This is a genomic window from Bacillus tianshenii (assembly GCA_020524525.2).
Taxonomy (GTDB): Bacteria; Bacillota; Bacilli; order Bacillales; family Bacillaceae_N; genus Bacillus_AV.
This window is the reverse complement of record CP129018.1, coordinates 2,725,071-2,739,708: the sequence shown is the minus strand read 5'-3', so window position 1 is coordinate 2,739,708 and position 14,638 is coordinate 2,725,071. Positions and strand designations below refer to the sequence as shown.

General features: G+C 38.9%; 11 protein-coding genes and 1 riboswitch. Of the genes, 10 read left to right on the top strand and 1 reads right to left on the bottom strand.

The genetic code is table 11. The features are described from left to right. Positions 1–288: 288 nt before the first annotated feature. The 7 genes from LC040_13885 to LC040_13855 all read left to right on the top strand — a co-directional run bounded on the left by LC040_13885 (position 289) and on the right by LC040_13855 (position 7,701). Positions 289–1,206, top strand: coding sequence for a proline dehydrogenase (locus LC040_13885; GenBank protein WLR50347.1), 918 nt, complete (start codon positions 289–291; stop codon positions 1,204–1,206). Positions 1,207–1,321: 115 nt separating this feature from the next. Next, a complete protein-coding gene (pruA, locus tag LC040_13880) occupies positions 1,322–2,869 on the top strand; it encodes an L-glutamate gamma-semialdehyde dehydrogenase (protein ID WLR50346.1) in 1,548 nt (515 codons plus the stop codon). 141 nt (positions 2,870–3,010) lie between these two features. Further along, positions 3,011–4,279 carry a helix-turn-helix domain-containing protein gene (locus LC040_13875; protein WLR50345.1) on the top strand — a complete coding sequence of 423 codons (1,269 nt, stop codon included), beginning with the start codon at positions 3,011–3,013 and terminating at the stop codon, positions 4,277–4,279. A gap of 74 nt (positions 4,280–4,353) precedes the next feature. Then, positions 4,354–4,458: riboswitch (TPP riboswitch) on the top strand. 89 nt (positions 4,459–4,547) lie between these two features. Continuing rightward, positions 4,548–5,222, top strand: coding sequence for a thiaminase II (gene tenA / locus LC040_13870; protein WLR50344.1), 675 nt, complete (start codon positions 4,548–4,550; stop codon positions 5,220–5,222). Next, positions 5,215–5,943 (top strand): ABC transporter ATP-binding protein, encoded by a 729-nt coding sequence (locus LC040_13865; protein ID WLR50343.1) that lies wholly within the window; start codon positions 5,215–5,217, stop codon positions 5,941–5,943. Before tenA ends, LC040_13865 begins: the two co-directional genes overlap by 8 nt. Position 5,944: 1 nt before the next feature. Further along, complete coding sequence (locus LC040_13860) at positions 5,945–6,691, top strand: ABC transporter permease (protein ID WLR50342.1); 747 nt, start codon at positions 5,945–5,947, stop codon at positions 6,689–6,691. Continuing rightward, on the top strand, positions 6,688–7,701 hold the full coding sequence (locus tag LC040_13855) for an ABC transporter substrate-binding protein (protein ID WLR50341.1): 1,014 nt from the start codon (positions 6,688–6,690) through the stop codon (positions 7,699–7,701). The genes LC040_13860 and LC040_13855 overlap by 4 nt, the downstream gene beginning before the upstream one ends. Before the next feature lie 56 nt (positions 7,702–7,757). On the opposite strand, the gene LC040_13850 is transcribed toward LC040_13855, so the two are convergent. Further along, entirely contained in the window at positions 7,758–9,140 is a 1,383-nt protein-coding gene (locus LC040_13850; protein ID WLR50340.1) for a peptide MFS transporter, read from the bottom strand. 288 nt (positions 9,141–9,428) lie between these two features. Here LC040_13850 and LC040_13845 point away from each other — a divergent pair, with 288 nt between their 5' ends. The 3 genes from LC040_13845 (at position 9,429) to LC040_13835 (ending at position 14,625) form a co-directional block, all read left to right on the top strand. Beyond that, complete coding sequence (locus LC040_13845) at positions 9,429–10,736, top strand: D-serine ammonia-lyase (protein ID WLR50339.1); 1,308 nt, start codon at positions 9,429–9,431, stop codon at positions 10,734–10,736. Positions 10,737–10,776: 40 nt separating this feature from the next. Next, a complete protein-coding gene (locus LC040_13840; GenBank protein WLR53299.1) occupies positions 10,777–12,297 on the top strand; it encodes a carboxypeptidase M32 in 1,521 nt (506 codons plus the stop codon). 138 nt (positions 12,298–12,435) lie between these two features. Beyond that, positions 12,436–14,625 carry a bifunctional 2',3'-cyclic-nucleotide 2'-phosphodiesterase/3'-nucleotidase gene (locus LC040_13835; protein ID WLR50338.1) on the top strand — a complete coding sequence of 730 codons (2,190 nt, stop codon included), beginning with the start codon at positions 12,436–12,438 and terminating at the stop codon, positions 14,623–14,625. Positions 14,626–14,638 lie beyond the last annotated feature (13 nt).

The window sequence follows — 14,638 nt, the reverse complement described above, 5'->3', positions numbered from 1 at the left end:
TTTCGGAGTTAAGTGGAAGCTATCATGTTAGTTTTACATAATTAAGGAACTTGAACGCTGAAGTGTCGGCTCATTTACCTTTATCTACTGATGAAACAAGTAATATTAGCTGTAGGTGACCATTGTTGTGACTCGCACACAAAAACGTTTGAATTTATTGTTTCTTGTGAACATTGTGGATAGAGGAAGGTTACAGCTATAATTTTAATTAAGGGTTGCAAATATTAAAAATTTTTTTGAAATAGCAAACGCTTTCCTGAAATGTACCAATGATGGAGGTGATTTCGTTTGGAAAAGGTCTCAAAAAGCTTTTTTTTAACCTTATCGAAAAGCACTTTATTGAATAAAGCAGCAAAGCGATGGGGGATGAGCTTTGGAGCAGCAAAAGTTGTAGGAGGTAACACCTTTCCAAATGCAGTAAGTACAATTCGTGAGCTGAATGAACAAGGATTAGATGTAACGGTCGATCATCTTGGTGAATTTGTTACTTCAAAAGAAGAAGCAATCGCTAGAACAGAAGAGTGTGTAGAGACGGTACAGATGATTGCGAGAGAAAAGCTAGATTCGCAAGTATCTGTTAAGTTAACCTCTCTCGGCTTAGATCTTGATCAACAGCTTGTAACGAACAATATGCATAAGATACTTTCTGAGGCAGAACGTTGTGGTGTATTTGTGACGATTGATATGGAGGATGAATCGCGCTGTCAAGCGACATTAGATCTTTTCAAAGAATTAAAAGAACGCTATGACAATGTCGGAACAGTTATTCAATCTTATTTATATCGAACAAGTGATGATATTGATGATTTGAACAAATACAACCCTAACTTGCGTCTAGTGAAAGGAGCTTATAAAGAATCACCAAAAGTCGCATTCGAGGAAAAAAAAGATGTGGATGAAAACTTAAAGAAAATTATCAAAAAGCATATGTTAAATGGAAACTACACAGCAGTTGCAAGCCATGATGATGCAATCATTAATTTTACAAAGGAATTGGTGAAACAGCACGATATTCCGAAAAGCCAGTTTGAATTTCAAATGCTCTATGGCATGCGTACGCAAACACAATTAGCTCTCGTCAAAGAAGGATACAAAATGCGGGTGTATGTACCATATGGTAATGACTGGTATGGCTATTTCATGAGAAGGTTGGCAGAACGTCCTGCAAACGTAGCGTTCGTACTGAAGGGAATGTTGAAACAGTAGTGATGACGTTTACAAGAAAGTGAGTGCTTACCAGAAGGGTTATATCAGGGAAATGTAAGTCTCCTGGTAAGCACTCCTGCTTATACAACATATAAGAAGAAGGAGAGATGAAACAATGGTTAGACCATACAAACATGAACCATTCACAGACTTTACAGTAGAAGAGAATCGCAAGGAGCTGCAAGAGGCAATTAAGCAAGTAGAACAAGAGCTTGGCCAAGACTACGGCCTTATTATAAATGGTGAACATATTACGACTGAAGACAAAATTAAGTCGATTAATCCATCAAAGAAGAACGAAGTTGTCGGAACGGTATCAAAGGCAAGCAAAGAATTAGCAGAAAAAGCAGTTCAATCAGCTGATGAAGCATTCAAAAGTTGGAGAAAATGGGATCCAGAAGCACGAGCGGATATTTTATTCAGAGCAGCAGCGATCGTACGCCGACGCAAACACTATTACACTGCTATTCTTGTAAAAGAAGTTGGGAAGCCGTGGAATGAAGCAGATGCGGATACAGCTGAAGCAATTGACTTCATGGAATACTATGCACGTGAAATGCTCCGTATCAAAGACGGTGCACCAGTAAACAGCCGTGAAGGTGAAAAGAATAAATATATCTATACACCAATGGGCGTTTCGGTTGTTATTCCACCATGGAACTTCGCATTTGCAATTATGTGCGGAACAACAGTTGCTCCGATGGTAACAGGAAACACAGTGGTTCTAAAGCCTGCTAGTAATGCAGCAGTTATTGCTCGTAAGTTTGTTGAGGTGCTTGAAGAGGCTGGTATGCCAAAAGGTGTCGTAAATTACTGTCCAGGAAGCGGTTCAGAGATTGGTGACTACCTTGTGGACCATCCACTTACACACTTAATTAGCTTTACAGGCTCTCGTGAAGTTGGTACGCGCATTTTCAAACGTGCCGCAGAAATCCAAGAAAATCAAAAATGGCTTAAGCGAACAATCATTGAAATGGGCGGTAAAGATACAGTAGTTGTAGATAAGGACGCTGATCTTGAACTTGCTGCAGAATCAATCGTTGTTTCCGCATTTGGCTTCTCTGGTCAAAAGTGCTCTGCAGGTTCTCGTGCAGTTATCCATGAGGATGTATATGATGAAGTATTAGAGCGTGCAATTGAAATTACAAAAACGAAAAAAGTTGGCGACCCAACAACTGGTGAAGTATACATGGGACCAGTCGTTGACCAAGCTTCTTTCGACAAAATTATGAGCTACATTGAAATTGGTAAAGAAGAAGGTAAACTTGTATGCGGTGGTAATGGCGACGATTCAGAAGGTTTCTTTATTGAGCCAACCATCTTTGCAGACCTTGCTCCCGATGCACGTATTATGCAAGAAGAAATTTTCGGACCAGTTGTTGCCTTTACAAAAGCAAAAAGCTATGAAGAAGCAATTGAAATTGCAAATAATACAGAATACGGCTTAACTGGTGCTGTTATTTCAAATAATCGTGAACACCTAGAATACGCGAAATATAATTTCCATGTTGGGAACTTATACTTCAACCGTAATTGCACAGGAGCAATCGTTGGTTATCATCCATTCGGTGGCTTTAACATGTCAGGTACGGATTCAAAAGCAGGCGGTCCAGATTATCTTGTTCAGCATATGCTTCCGAAGACAGTTAGTGAAATGCTATAAAACAATCATCACCAAAAAGTCCTCTCTTTCAAAGAGAGGGCTTTTTTTGTGTTTTTCGTAAAAAAATAGTAGTATTTTTGATATAACCTAAAATAATAGTTCGGAAAGAAAGTTTGTTTTAACCGAGGAAGGAGGGGTGAGATGGTGAGTAAGTCAGTTGCACGTGTTTTAGACACGCATGATATTAATGAAGTAGCTGAAATTATTAGTGTTTTCTTGCAAAAGCCTGTTATTATCGAAAATAAGAACTTTGAACTAATTGCTTATAGCTCGAGGTATAATTATGACTTTGATCCTACGAATGAAAAAACGATCCTCGCAAAGAAGTGCCCATTGTTTATTGTGGATTGCTTGAAAAAAGAAGGGATTGTGAAGCAATTACAAACTACTCCGGACCCTATTCGGGTTTCACCTATTGAAGAAATCGGTCTCTATCAGCGGGTCGTCATTAGTGCGCAATACCAGACTGAAATAGTGGGATATGTATGGGTGCAAGAATCGGACGGCCGATTATCAGAAGATGAGCTAGAATTTTTGAAAGATGTTTCAGAACATATTGGCAGATTGATCTATGAAGTAAGTGAAAAGAAAAAAGCACGCACGCATCAGAAGGATAGCTTATTATGGCGGATTATTAATCATGAGTATCAAAATGAAAAGTTTCTAAAGCGTGAAGCAGAGTCTGTAAACTTAGTGCTTCCTTTATCTTTTTCTGTCGTTGTCATTTCATGGCCTCCTTCTCTCAAGCAGGCTGCTGTTGATGAGTTAAAGAAGACGGTGCATTTTTTAATTGGCCGGCTCGGAAAAGCAACATATTGGCTTGAGGAAGAAACAAAAATTACAGTTATTATCGGCAAAACATATTCTGAGAGATATCCAGCTTTTGAAACAGCTAATGAGTTCGTAAAGGATCTGCAACAGCAGGTGACGAACGAACTAGGAACGGACTTTCTAATTGGAGTTGGAAATGAATATGAGGAACTTGGGTTGTTACGGAAAAGCTATTTAGAAGCACTTGAAGTGATTAATACGACTGATTTCATGGAGCATGATCGTAATATTATACCAGTCGAATACGGAAAACTTGGAATCTATCGTTATGTATCAACAATTTACGAAAAAAATATGTCTGAAGGCTTTATTAATAAAGACTTACTCGTCTTAAAAAAGCATGATGATGCAAACCAAAGTGAACTGCTGAAAACATTGAAGTTATATCTTGCAAATAATTGCAAAGTGAAGCAAACAGCACAACAGTTATTTATTCATCCAAATACATTAAATTATCGTATAAAACAAATTCGCCAGTTGATTCCAATTGATTTTGATGATTTTAATTTAAAGTGTCAGTTGTATATTGATTTGATTATGCTTGATAATATTTCTGAATATCGCAAGCAGTACAAGTGATCAACGATTTTCTACAAAAAAATCTTGCTGTGACGTAAATCTATGTTACAATTAAACGCAAATTGAATATTCGAATTTTTCACTAGGGGAGCTATAGTTGGCTGAGAGAAGAGTTATCTCTTCGACCCTTTGAACCTGATCTGATTAATATCAGCGTAGGGAAGTGACTGTTGGCATCTATTTTGTAATGTTCAATTGTACATATGCTTAGAACAGGACCACTCTACGTGAGTGGTCCTTTTTTGATCTGGAGAAAGGAGAGGGAGAAATGAATTTTACAACTTATCTACATGAGAAGGCTAGGCCGATTTGGAGGCAATATCATGAGCATCCATTTGTAAAAGGAATTGGTAATGGGACACTTCAACAGGAAAAATTTCGATTCTTTATGGTCCAAGATTATTTGTATTTGATTGAATATGCCAAGTTGTTTGCAGTAGGGACGCTGAAAGCAAAAGATATTCAAACAATGCAGGAATTCACGAAGCTGCAAGATGCTATCTTGAATGGGGAGATGGAACTTCACCGTAAATATGCCGCTCAATTTGGTATTACGGCAAGTGAATTAGAGAATGCGAAACCTTCGCCGATTATGCTTGCTTACTCTCATTACATGCTGTCCGTTTCTCAGTCTGGTTCAATCGCAGATTTGATTGCAGCGCTTTTGCCTTGTGTATGGAGCTATGCAGAAATTGGTCAGAAGTTAAATCAAATTCCAGGTGCTGCAGACAATGAAGATTATGGTGAATGGGTCAAAATGTATGCTTCTGAGGAATTTGACGAGCTGTCTGTTTGGCTTAAAGACAAGCTTGATGAATTGACTGATGGAATGGCTCAGCAAGAAAAGGACCGTCTGGAAGAGATCTTTTTGAATACAAGTCGCTTTGAGTATATGTTTTGGGACATGGTTTATAACGAAGAGATGTGGCCGCTTGATGCTTGAGTTTTCGAATGTTTCATTTAGTTATTCTCATCTAAATGAAAGTATTATAGATAGCTTATCTTTTAAAGTTGAAAAAGGAGAGTTTGTAAGCCTTATTGGGCCAAGCGGTTCGGGCAAGACAACGATTTTTCGTTTGTTAACGAACTTAGAAAAACCTAAGGATGGACAGATTCATTTTCAACAGCAAAGCGTGAAAATCGGTTACATGCCGCAAAAGGATATGCTGTTTCCTTGGAGGACTGTCCTGCAAAATGCTCTTCTTCCTTTAGAGTTGCAGCGTATTAACAAAAGAGAGGCAGAGCAGCTTGCAAGACAGCGTCTCAAACAATTTGGGTTAGAGGGGACTGAGGATAAATACCCTCATCAGCTTTCAGGTGGAATGCGCCAACGTGTTTCATTTTTACGTGCAACGATTTCGGGTGCAAACCTATTGTTGCTTGATGAGCCGTTCAGTGCATTAGATGCGATATCGCGGCTGTCTATGCAGGAATGGTTACTTGAACAATGGGAGAGAGAGACTGGGAGTGTCTTATTTATTACGCACGATGTGGAGGAAGCGATCTTTCTATCTGACCGTATTCTTTTGCTACAAGGATCACCTGTTAATGAAGTAATTGAGTATCGGGTTCCATTAAAGCGGCCACGAAACTTTCAAGAGATGAATAACGAGGGTATTTTTGAGTTGAAACAACAGCTGATTCGGCAATTAAGGGGAGAATAAAATGAGGAAAATTCAGTTCAGTTCCATACTCTTACTTACCTTTTTCTTTGTCGGATGGGAAGTTGCTTCCACAAATTATAATAAGCCCTATTTGTTTCCTTCTCCTACAGCTATCATTACGAAATGCTGGGAGCTTCGTGAGCCGCTGTTGCTGGAACATCTGCCTGCAACATTCACAGTAATTGTCGTTGGTTTATTGCTGTCATTGCTCTTCGGAATTGCTCTGTCGGTCGCGATGAGTCAGTATGTGTCAGTGGAGAAAGCCATATACCCTCTATTGATTTCATCACAAACCATACCGATAATTGCGCTTGCCCCAATATTTGTTTTATGGTTTGGCTATTCCATTTGGAGTAAGGTAGCGGTTACCGTTTTAATTACCTTTTTTCCCATTACAGTCGGTTTATTTGATGGACTGAAGGCGACTGATAAAGAGTGGAAGGAATTAATGATAACAATGGGTGCGACAAAGAAAGATATTTTTCTGAAGCTAGAGGTACCTGCTGCAATGCCTTCTTTTTTTAGCGGCATGAAGGTTGCCGTGACATTAAGTGTGATTGGAGCGGCAATTGGCGAATGGTTAGGAGCTGATGCTGGTTTAGGCTACTTTAGTCGGCGGATGATGACACAGTTTGATGGACCAGGCGTGTTTGCGCCGATTGTCTTGCTATCATTACTTGGTATATTTTTATTTCTATTTGTGAACCTTTGCGAAAAAATTGCATTAAAATGGAGGGGAATTGGATGAAGAAGTTATGGAGTATTATGCTAGGGGTGTTATTACTTCTTTCCGCGTGTAGTGGACAAACAGAAACAGGTTCAGCACCTGAGGAAGAGAAGCAATCCGAAGAGAAAACAAAAATGACAGTGATGCTAGATTGGTATCCAAACGCTGTTCATAGCTTTTTGTACACAGCGAAAGAGAAAGGGTATTTTGCTGATGAAGGGCTTGATGTTGATTTCAAGTTTCCTGCAAATCCAACTGATCCGTTGAATATGACAGCTGCGGGTGAAATAACGCTCGGTCTTACTTATCAACCAGATGTCATTATGGCACGTGAGAAAGGCTTGCCAGTCAAATCAGTAGCAGCAATTGTTCGTTCTCCGTTGAATCATGTTGTTTTTCCGGAAGGCAGTGACATTCAATCTCCGAAAGACTTAGAAGGGAAAACAATCGGTTATCCTGGCATTCCAATTAATGAACCAATCATACAGACAATGATTAAAAATGATGGCGGCGACCCAGAAAAGGCAAAGATGACAGATATCGGATTTGAGCTTGTTTCAGCTATTGCCACAGAGCGAGTCGATGCTGTTTCTGGCGCATATATTAACCATGAAGTTCCGATTCTTGAAAGTAAAGGACATCCTGTTCGTTATTTTGATCCAAGTAAATATGGGGTTCCGAATTATTACGAGCTTGTGATGGTAACAAGTGATGATACATGGAGTAAGGATGAAGAAGCCATTCGTTCATTTATGGATGCTTCACGCAAGGCATTCAATGAGATGAAAGCTGAGCCGAACGAAAGCCTTGAAACATTACTTGAGAACCAAGACGAAGCAAACTTCCCGCTTGATAAAGAAATTGAAGAAGAAAGCTTACAAATCTTGCTTCCAAAAATGGAGACAGAGGATGAAGCATTCGGCACCCAAACTAAAAAGTCTTGGGAAGAAACAGCACAATGGCTTAAAGAAACAGGTCTTGTTACAGAAATACCGAATCTTGATGAGATTTTTGTAAATATCTCTGAGTGAAAAAAAGAAAAGAGGCACTCTTTTGGGAGCGCCTCTTTTCTTTTTGGTGCTTAATGCTAATCTTCGCGGTACATCATCTTTGTAAGTGGCTTTGCAAGAAGCAGAAGAATAAAGCCAAGTACAATAGCAGCTCCACCGATAACAGCAAAGATTTCAAGGTAACCTAGCGATGCTGTTAATGAAGCAAGTTGACCGGCAATAATATTTGCTACACCAATGGCTGATAACCAAGCCCCCATTAAGAGTGATGCAAGCTTTACAGGTGCTACCTGGCTGACCATTGATAAGCCTACTGGTGATAAGAATAGCTCACCAAGTGTATGGAAAAGATATGTTAAGACGATGAATGCCATATTTGCTTTTACAGTGATACTTGTTTCGTCACTTCCTGTTTGCATAACAGCAGGAAGTAGAATCATAAACCCTATTCCAAGTAAAATCATCCCGAGTGCCATCTTTGTAGGAATGCTGATGTCACCGCGTTTAGATTTAGAAAGCTTTAGCCATAATGCTGAAATAATTGGTGCTAAAATAATGATAAATAAAGGGTTTAATGATTGGAACCAAGAAACTGGAACCGTATAACCGAAAATTTCGCGATCAACAAATTCTTTCGTATAAAGTGTGAATGAGCTACCAGCTTGCTCAAAGCCTGCCCAGAAAAATACAACAAAGCAAGCTAAAATTAAGATTGACGCTGTACGAAGCTTTTCGCCTTTGCTCATAGGTTTTTTATGTTGTTCGTGGTCGAAATCTCCGCCTTCACGTAAAGGCACTGTTCCGATATTTCCAAGCATTTTTTTACTAAATGTATTAAAGATAACTTGTCCGATAATCATGCCGATTGATGATGCTAAGAAAGCATATTTAAAGCCATAATGCATCGTGCCATCTTCTAACGTTGTTAAGAATAAATCTTCAGCTAAGAAACCTGCAACTAGTGGAGCAATAAATGCACCAATATTAATCCCCATATAGAAAATCGTAAATGCAGCATCTTTTCGCTTATCATTTTTCGGATACAATTCACCAACAAGTGTCGAAATGTTTGGCTTGAAGAAACCATTTCCCATAATCAGAAATGCTAACCCTAAGTAAAGTCCCCATTGGGAATGTGTTAAAAATACTGTAAAATCACCCAAGGCCATCGTAATACCGCCGATTGTAATCGCTGTTCGAAGACTCATGAAGCGGTCAGTTAGATAACCACCGATAATTGGAGTAAAATAAACAAAACCAGTGTACAAACCATATATAGTTAAGGCTTTAGCTGGATCAACCCCAAGACCCCCACTAACAAAAGCTGTTGTCAGGTATAGAACAAGCAATGCACGCATTCCATAATAACTATACCTTTCCCATAATTCTGTCACGAACAACAAATATAATCCCTTAGGATGCTTCCTAGGTTGTTGTTCTTGTTGTATTGTTGTATCCACAATAACCCTCCCGAATTCTGAAAAATCAAGCTGTGCTTAATTATAATTTACGAAAAATTAATAAACAATGAAGTATGGAAAAATAATAATCTTAAAAGAATTGGCTATTTTGCTTCAGCTCTTATTTTTGTGAGATCCCTTTAAATACAAAGGAAATACTATCTGTGGTATTCCCTGAACAAATTATTACAAAACTCTAATATTAGTAAATAATTTTGCTAGAATAAGAATAAACCGTGTATCAATATGGAGAGAGATGCAAAATTATTATTTAGGAAGGGGAGAAGGATGAGATTCATAAATGGTTTAACTGAGGAAGAATGGTTTCAATACTTTCCGCTTTTGCGAGAAATTGTACAAACAACTGAAACAACGTGGGAAAACCCAAAACTTCAGCCCTTTAATGAAGCAATTGCTGATTTGGCAATTCAAACAGAAGAAATGTTGGAGGCAGAAGAACGTTGGAAACGTTTTGGCCCATTTCTACAGGCTGCATTTCCAGAAACGTCAGCTACAAAAGGAATGATTGAATCTCCTCTTATTGAAATTCCTGAAATGAAAAAACAACTTGAAAAGAGCTATAAAAAAGAAATAGATGGTTCTCTCCTATTAAAATGTGATAATGAGTTACCCATCGCCGGCTCTATTAAAGCGCGGGGCGGTATTTATGAAGTATTGAAGCATGCCGAATCATTAGCAATTGAAAATGACCTGTTACATATCGAAGACGATTATATGAAGCTTCATAGCAATGAATTCAGAGCCTTCTACTCCAAATATGCAATTTCGGTTGGTTCAACAGGCAACTTAGGGCTCAGTATTGGAATCATAAGTGCGAAACTAGGCTTTCGTGTAACTGTCCATATGTCCAGTGATGCAAAGCAATGGAAGAAAGACTTACTAAGAAGCAAAGGTGTTCAAGTAATTGAGTATGAAACAGATTATAGCAAAGCTGTAGAAGAAGGTAGAAAGCAGTGTCAGCAGGATAAGTATTGTCATTTTATTGATGATGAAAATTCGAAAGACCTGTTTCTCGGCTATTCTGTAGCAGCATATCGGTTAAAACAACAACTAACTGAAATGAATATAACAGTGGATGCGGACCACCCGTTGAATGTGTATCTGCCTTGTGGTGTTGGCGGCGGACCAGGCGGGGTTACTTATGGACTCAAGCATGTGTTCGGCGATCATGTCCGTTGCTTCTTTGCTGAGCCTACTCATTCGCCTTGTATGCTAATTGGAATGATGACGGGGAGGCATGAAGCACTTTCTGTACAAGATTTTGGACTAGATAATCGTACAGATGCAGATGGCTTAGCTGTTGGAAGACCTTCAAGCTTTGTCGGTAAAGCAATGGAACCTTTATTAAGCGGTATCTATACAGTGCAAGATGAAGAGCTTTATAAAATGTTAGCAATGCTGTATGATAGCGAACAAATTTCATTAGAGCCATCAGCATTAGCAGGTATGTATGGACCATTAAAAATGAAAAACTTAAAAGCTGGAACACACTTAGTTTGGGCCACAGGCGGAAGTCTAGTGCCCGAAGCAATTAGGCAGCAAGATTATAAAAGGGGTTTCGAATACTTAAAATAATTTATGATATATTCAAATTAGGACATTAAAAGGAGATGAGATTATGTCATCGATACAAGAAATGGAGCAAGCGTTCCTACAATATGTGAAGAAAATGATGGATTACAACGAAGCGCTGGCGCTAATGTTTTGGGATTTGCGAACAGGTGCCCCGAAGAAGGGTGTTGACCAACGCTCTGAAGTGATCGGAACACTTTCAACAGATGTTTTTAACATGTCAACTTCAGAACAGATGAAGCAATACATTGATGCACTTTCTACACCTGAAGCAAAACAAAGCTTATCAGATGTGACCTTAAAAACGCTTGAAGATGTGAAAAAAGACTACGACCGTAACGAAAAAATCCCTGAAGCAGAGTATAAAGAATTCGTTATGCTTCAGTCGAAAGCGGAGTCTGTTTGGGAGGAAGCTCGCGAACAATCAGACTTTGAAATGTTCCGTCCATACTTAGAGAAGCTTGTCGCGTTTAAGAAGAAATTCATCAATTATTGGGGATATGAAGGAAATAAATATAATACACTGCTTGATATGTACGAACCAGGGGTAACGGTTGAACAAATTGATAAGGTGTTTGGCCAGCTTCGAGATGAAATCGTCCCACTAGTGAAACGAATTTCAGACAGTACAAACAAACCAGAAACTTCTTTCTTATTTCAGCCGTTTACGAAAGAGAAGCAGCGAGCATTCTGTATGCGTGTATTAGAGCAGGTGGACTATGACTTTAAAGCAGGACGTCTCGATGAAACGGTTCATCCATTTGCGATTACATTGAATCCTGGAGATGTGCGAATTACAACTCGTTATGATGAGAATGATTTTCGAACAGCCGTCTTCGGAACGATTCATGAAGGAGGCCATGCTCTATATGAACAAAACATTTCAGAAAAGCTTGTCGGTACACCGTTGTGTGATGGAACATCAATGGGTATCCATGAGTCGCAATCTTTATTCTGGGAGAATTTCGTTGGTCGAGATGCAGCGTTTTGGACGAAAAATTATGCAGCATTGAAGGAGTATGCGGACGGGCAATTTGATGATGTGCCTGTAGCTGATTACTATCGGGCAATTAATGAATCGAAGCCATCTTTTATTCGGATCGAAGCAGATGAATTAACATATCCACTACATATTATGGTACGTTATGAGCTTGAAAAAGCCTTATTTAATGATGAAATTGAAGTAAAGGACCTTCCGCGGTTGTGGAATGATAAGATGGAGGAGTACTTAGGAATCCGTCCTGAAAATGATGCGCAAGGTATCTTACAGGATGTTCACTGGTCAGGTGGTGATTTCGGTTACTTCCCAAGCTATGCATTAGGTTATATTTATGCTGCACAATTCCGTCACGCAATGCAAAAGGAAATTGCTAATTTCACAGAGCTGCTAGAACTTGGTGACCTGAAACCAATTAAGGATTGGTTGTCTGAAAACATTCATCAATACGGTAAGCTGAAAAAGCCGCTTGAAATTTTGTGGGATGTAACAGGAGAAGGATTAAATGCCGCACATTTAATTACGTATTTGAAAGAGAAATATGAGGCAATCTATAAACTAGATTAAGCGAAGAGCACCAGCATTTGTTGGTGCTCTTTTACATTCTGAAAAAGTAAATTAAGGATATTGTTACATTATTTATGTAGTTTACTATGTTATGATGAAATAGAATAGTCAGACAATTTTACGAGGAGGTTTTAGGTGATGAGTAAATTTCCGAGGAATGTGCTGGCAGGAACTGCTTTGGCAATTGGCTTATTTGCGGCTCCATTGACAGGGAATGCTGCAGAGGAAGACCAAGTTAATCTTAGGTTGTTAGAAACGACGGATATTCATGTTAACCTACTGAATTATGATTACTATAAGGATGCACCAACTGACAAATTCGGCCTTAACAAAACAGCAACGTTAATTAAAGAGGCCCGACAGGAATCACAAAATTCCATGCTTTTGGATAATGGAGATATTTTACAAGGTAATCCACTTGGCGATTATGTAGCACAAGTGAAGCCTCTTGAAGCAAATCAAGTTCATCCAGCCTATGAGGTGTTGAACTTATTAGGTTATGATGTTGGAACGCTAGGAAATCATGAGTTCAATTATGGATTGGACTTTCTTCAACAAAATATGCAACATACAGAGTTTCCACTTATTAACGCAAATGTTTACGTTGATGATGGAGATGAAGACCCCTCTAACGATGAAAACTATTTCAAGCCATATGTAATATTAGACCGTACTGTCGTTGATGAAGACGGAGAAGAGCATCAGTTGAAAGTAGGAGTTATTGGGTTTACACCACCACAAATTATGCAATGGGACAAGGCTCATCTTCAAGGAAAAGTAAAGACAAAAGGCATCATTGAGACAGCAAATAAGTTTGTTCCACAAATGAAAAATGAAGGTGCAGATATCGTTGTAGCCCTTTCACACTCTGGTATTGGCTCCGTTACACAAGAACGACGTGAAGAAAATGCTACATATGACTTAACCAAAGTAGAAGGTATCGATGCGGTATTATCTGGACATGAACATTCTGTATTTCCGAGCGTGAAATATAAAGATATGCAGGGTGTTGATATTAATAAAGGAACAATTAACGGAACAGTTACAGTGATGCCAGGTTCTTGGGGAAGTCACTTAGGTGTTGTTGATCTGCAGCTTGAAAAAGAAGGTGAGAACTGGACAATTCTAGATAGTAAATCTGAAGCCCGCAGCATTGTTGATCAAGACGGTAATCCAACTGTGAAAGGGGACAAGCAAGTTGAAGAGGCTGTTCAAGATTTACATCAAGAAACTGTTGAATACGTACGTTCGCCAGTAGGTGAAACAACAGCGCCAATTAATAGTTACTTTGCTTTAGTGAAGGATGATCCTTCTGTGCAGATTGTTACGAATGCGCAAAAGTGGTACGTGGAAAATTACCTTAAAGGAACGGAATATGAGGGAACTCCTATCTTGTCAGCTGGTGCGCCTTTTAAAGCTGGAACACGTGGGGACCCGTCCTATTATACGGATGTTCCAAAAGGTACGATTGCCATTAAAAACGTTGCAGATCTTTATCTTTATCCAAATACATTAAAAGCAGTTGAAATGAATGGTGCTCAGGTGAAGGAATGGCTCGAAATGTCTGCAGGTCAGTTCAATCAAATTGACCCTAACAGTGAAGAGGAACAGCAATTGATTAATCAGCAGTTCCGTACGTATAATTTCGATATTATTGACGGGATCTCTTATCAAATTGATGTGACAGAGCCAGCTAAATATGACGGAGATGGAAATATCATTCAGGAAGATGCCAATCGAATTGTCAATGTAACGTATAACGGGAAGCCGGTGAAGGATGAACAGGAATTTATTGTAGCGACGAACAATTACCGTGCAGGAGGAGGCGGGAACTTCCCAGGGTTTGAAGATGCAAATATTGTGGTAGATTCTGCTGATGAAAATCGCCAAATCATCATTGATTATATCCGTAAGCAAGGCACCATTAACCCGACTGCCGATCAAAATTGGAGCTTTGCGCCAATTAAAGGGAATGCAAATGTAACCTTCCAATCATCACCTCAAGCACAGAAATATGCAAAAGAAATGTCAGATATTCAGTACATTACAACATTGGAGAATGGCTTTGGTAAGTACCGTATCGAAATTGACAAAGAAAAAGGTAAAAAAGAAAACGAACAACCGAAGAAAGAGAAGCAAGATAAAGGTGTAGAAAAAGAAAAAAACAAAAATAAACAAAAGAAAATGGTCTATACAGTGAAAAAAGGAGATAACCTTTATCGCATCGGTTTAAAATATGAGGTTGATTGGAAAAAGATCGCTCACTACAACAATTTAAAAGACCCAACACTTATCAATATTGGTCAACAAATTCGTATACCAAAATAAAAAAATGGCTGTC

What these genes read in the sequence shown, in the direction of transcription:
- pruA (WLR50346.1), top strand. Translation starts at nt 1,322, where the DNA reads ATGGTTAGACCATACAAACATGAACCATTCACAGACTTTACAGTAGAA.
- LC040_13875 (WLR50345.1), top strand. Translation starts at nt 3,011, where the DNA reads ATGGTGAGTAAGTCAGTTGCACGTGTTTTAGACACGCATGATATTAAT.
- tenA (WLR50344.1), top strand. Translation starts at nt 4,548, where the DNA reads ATGAATTTTACAACTTATCTACATGAGAAGGCTAGGCCGATTTGGAGG.
- LC040_13865 (WLR50343.1), top strand. Translation starts at nt 5,215, where the DNA reads ATGCTTGAGTTTTCGAATGTTTCATTTAGTTATTCTCATCTAAATGAA.
- LC040_13860 (WLR50342.1), top strand. Translation starts at nt 5,945, where the DNA reads ATGAGGAAAATTCAGTTCAGTTCCATACTCTTACTTACCTTTTTCTTT.
- LC040_13855 (WLR50341.1), top strand. Translation starts at nt 6,688, where the DNA reads ATGAAGAAGTTATGGAGTATTATGCTAGGGGTGTTATTACTTCTTTCC.
- LC040_13845 (WLR50339.1), top strand. Translation starts at nt 9,429, where the DNA reads ATGAGATTCATAAATGGTTTAACTGAGGAAGAATGGTTTCAATACTTT.
- LC040_13835 (WLR50338.1), top strand. Translation starts at nt 12,436, where the DNA reads ATGAGTAAATTTCCGAGGAATGTGCTGGCAGGAACTGCTTTGGCAATT.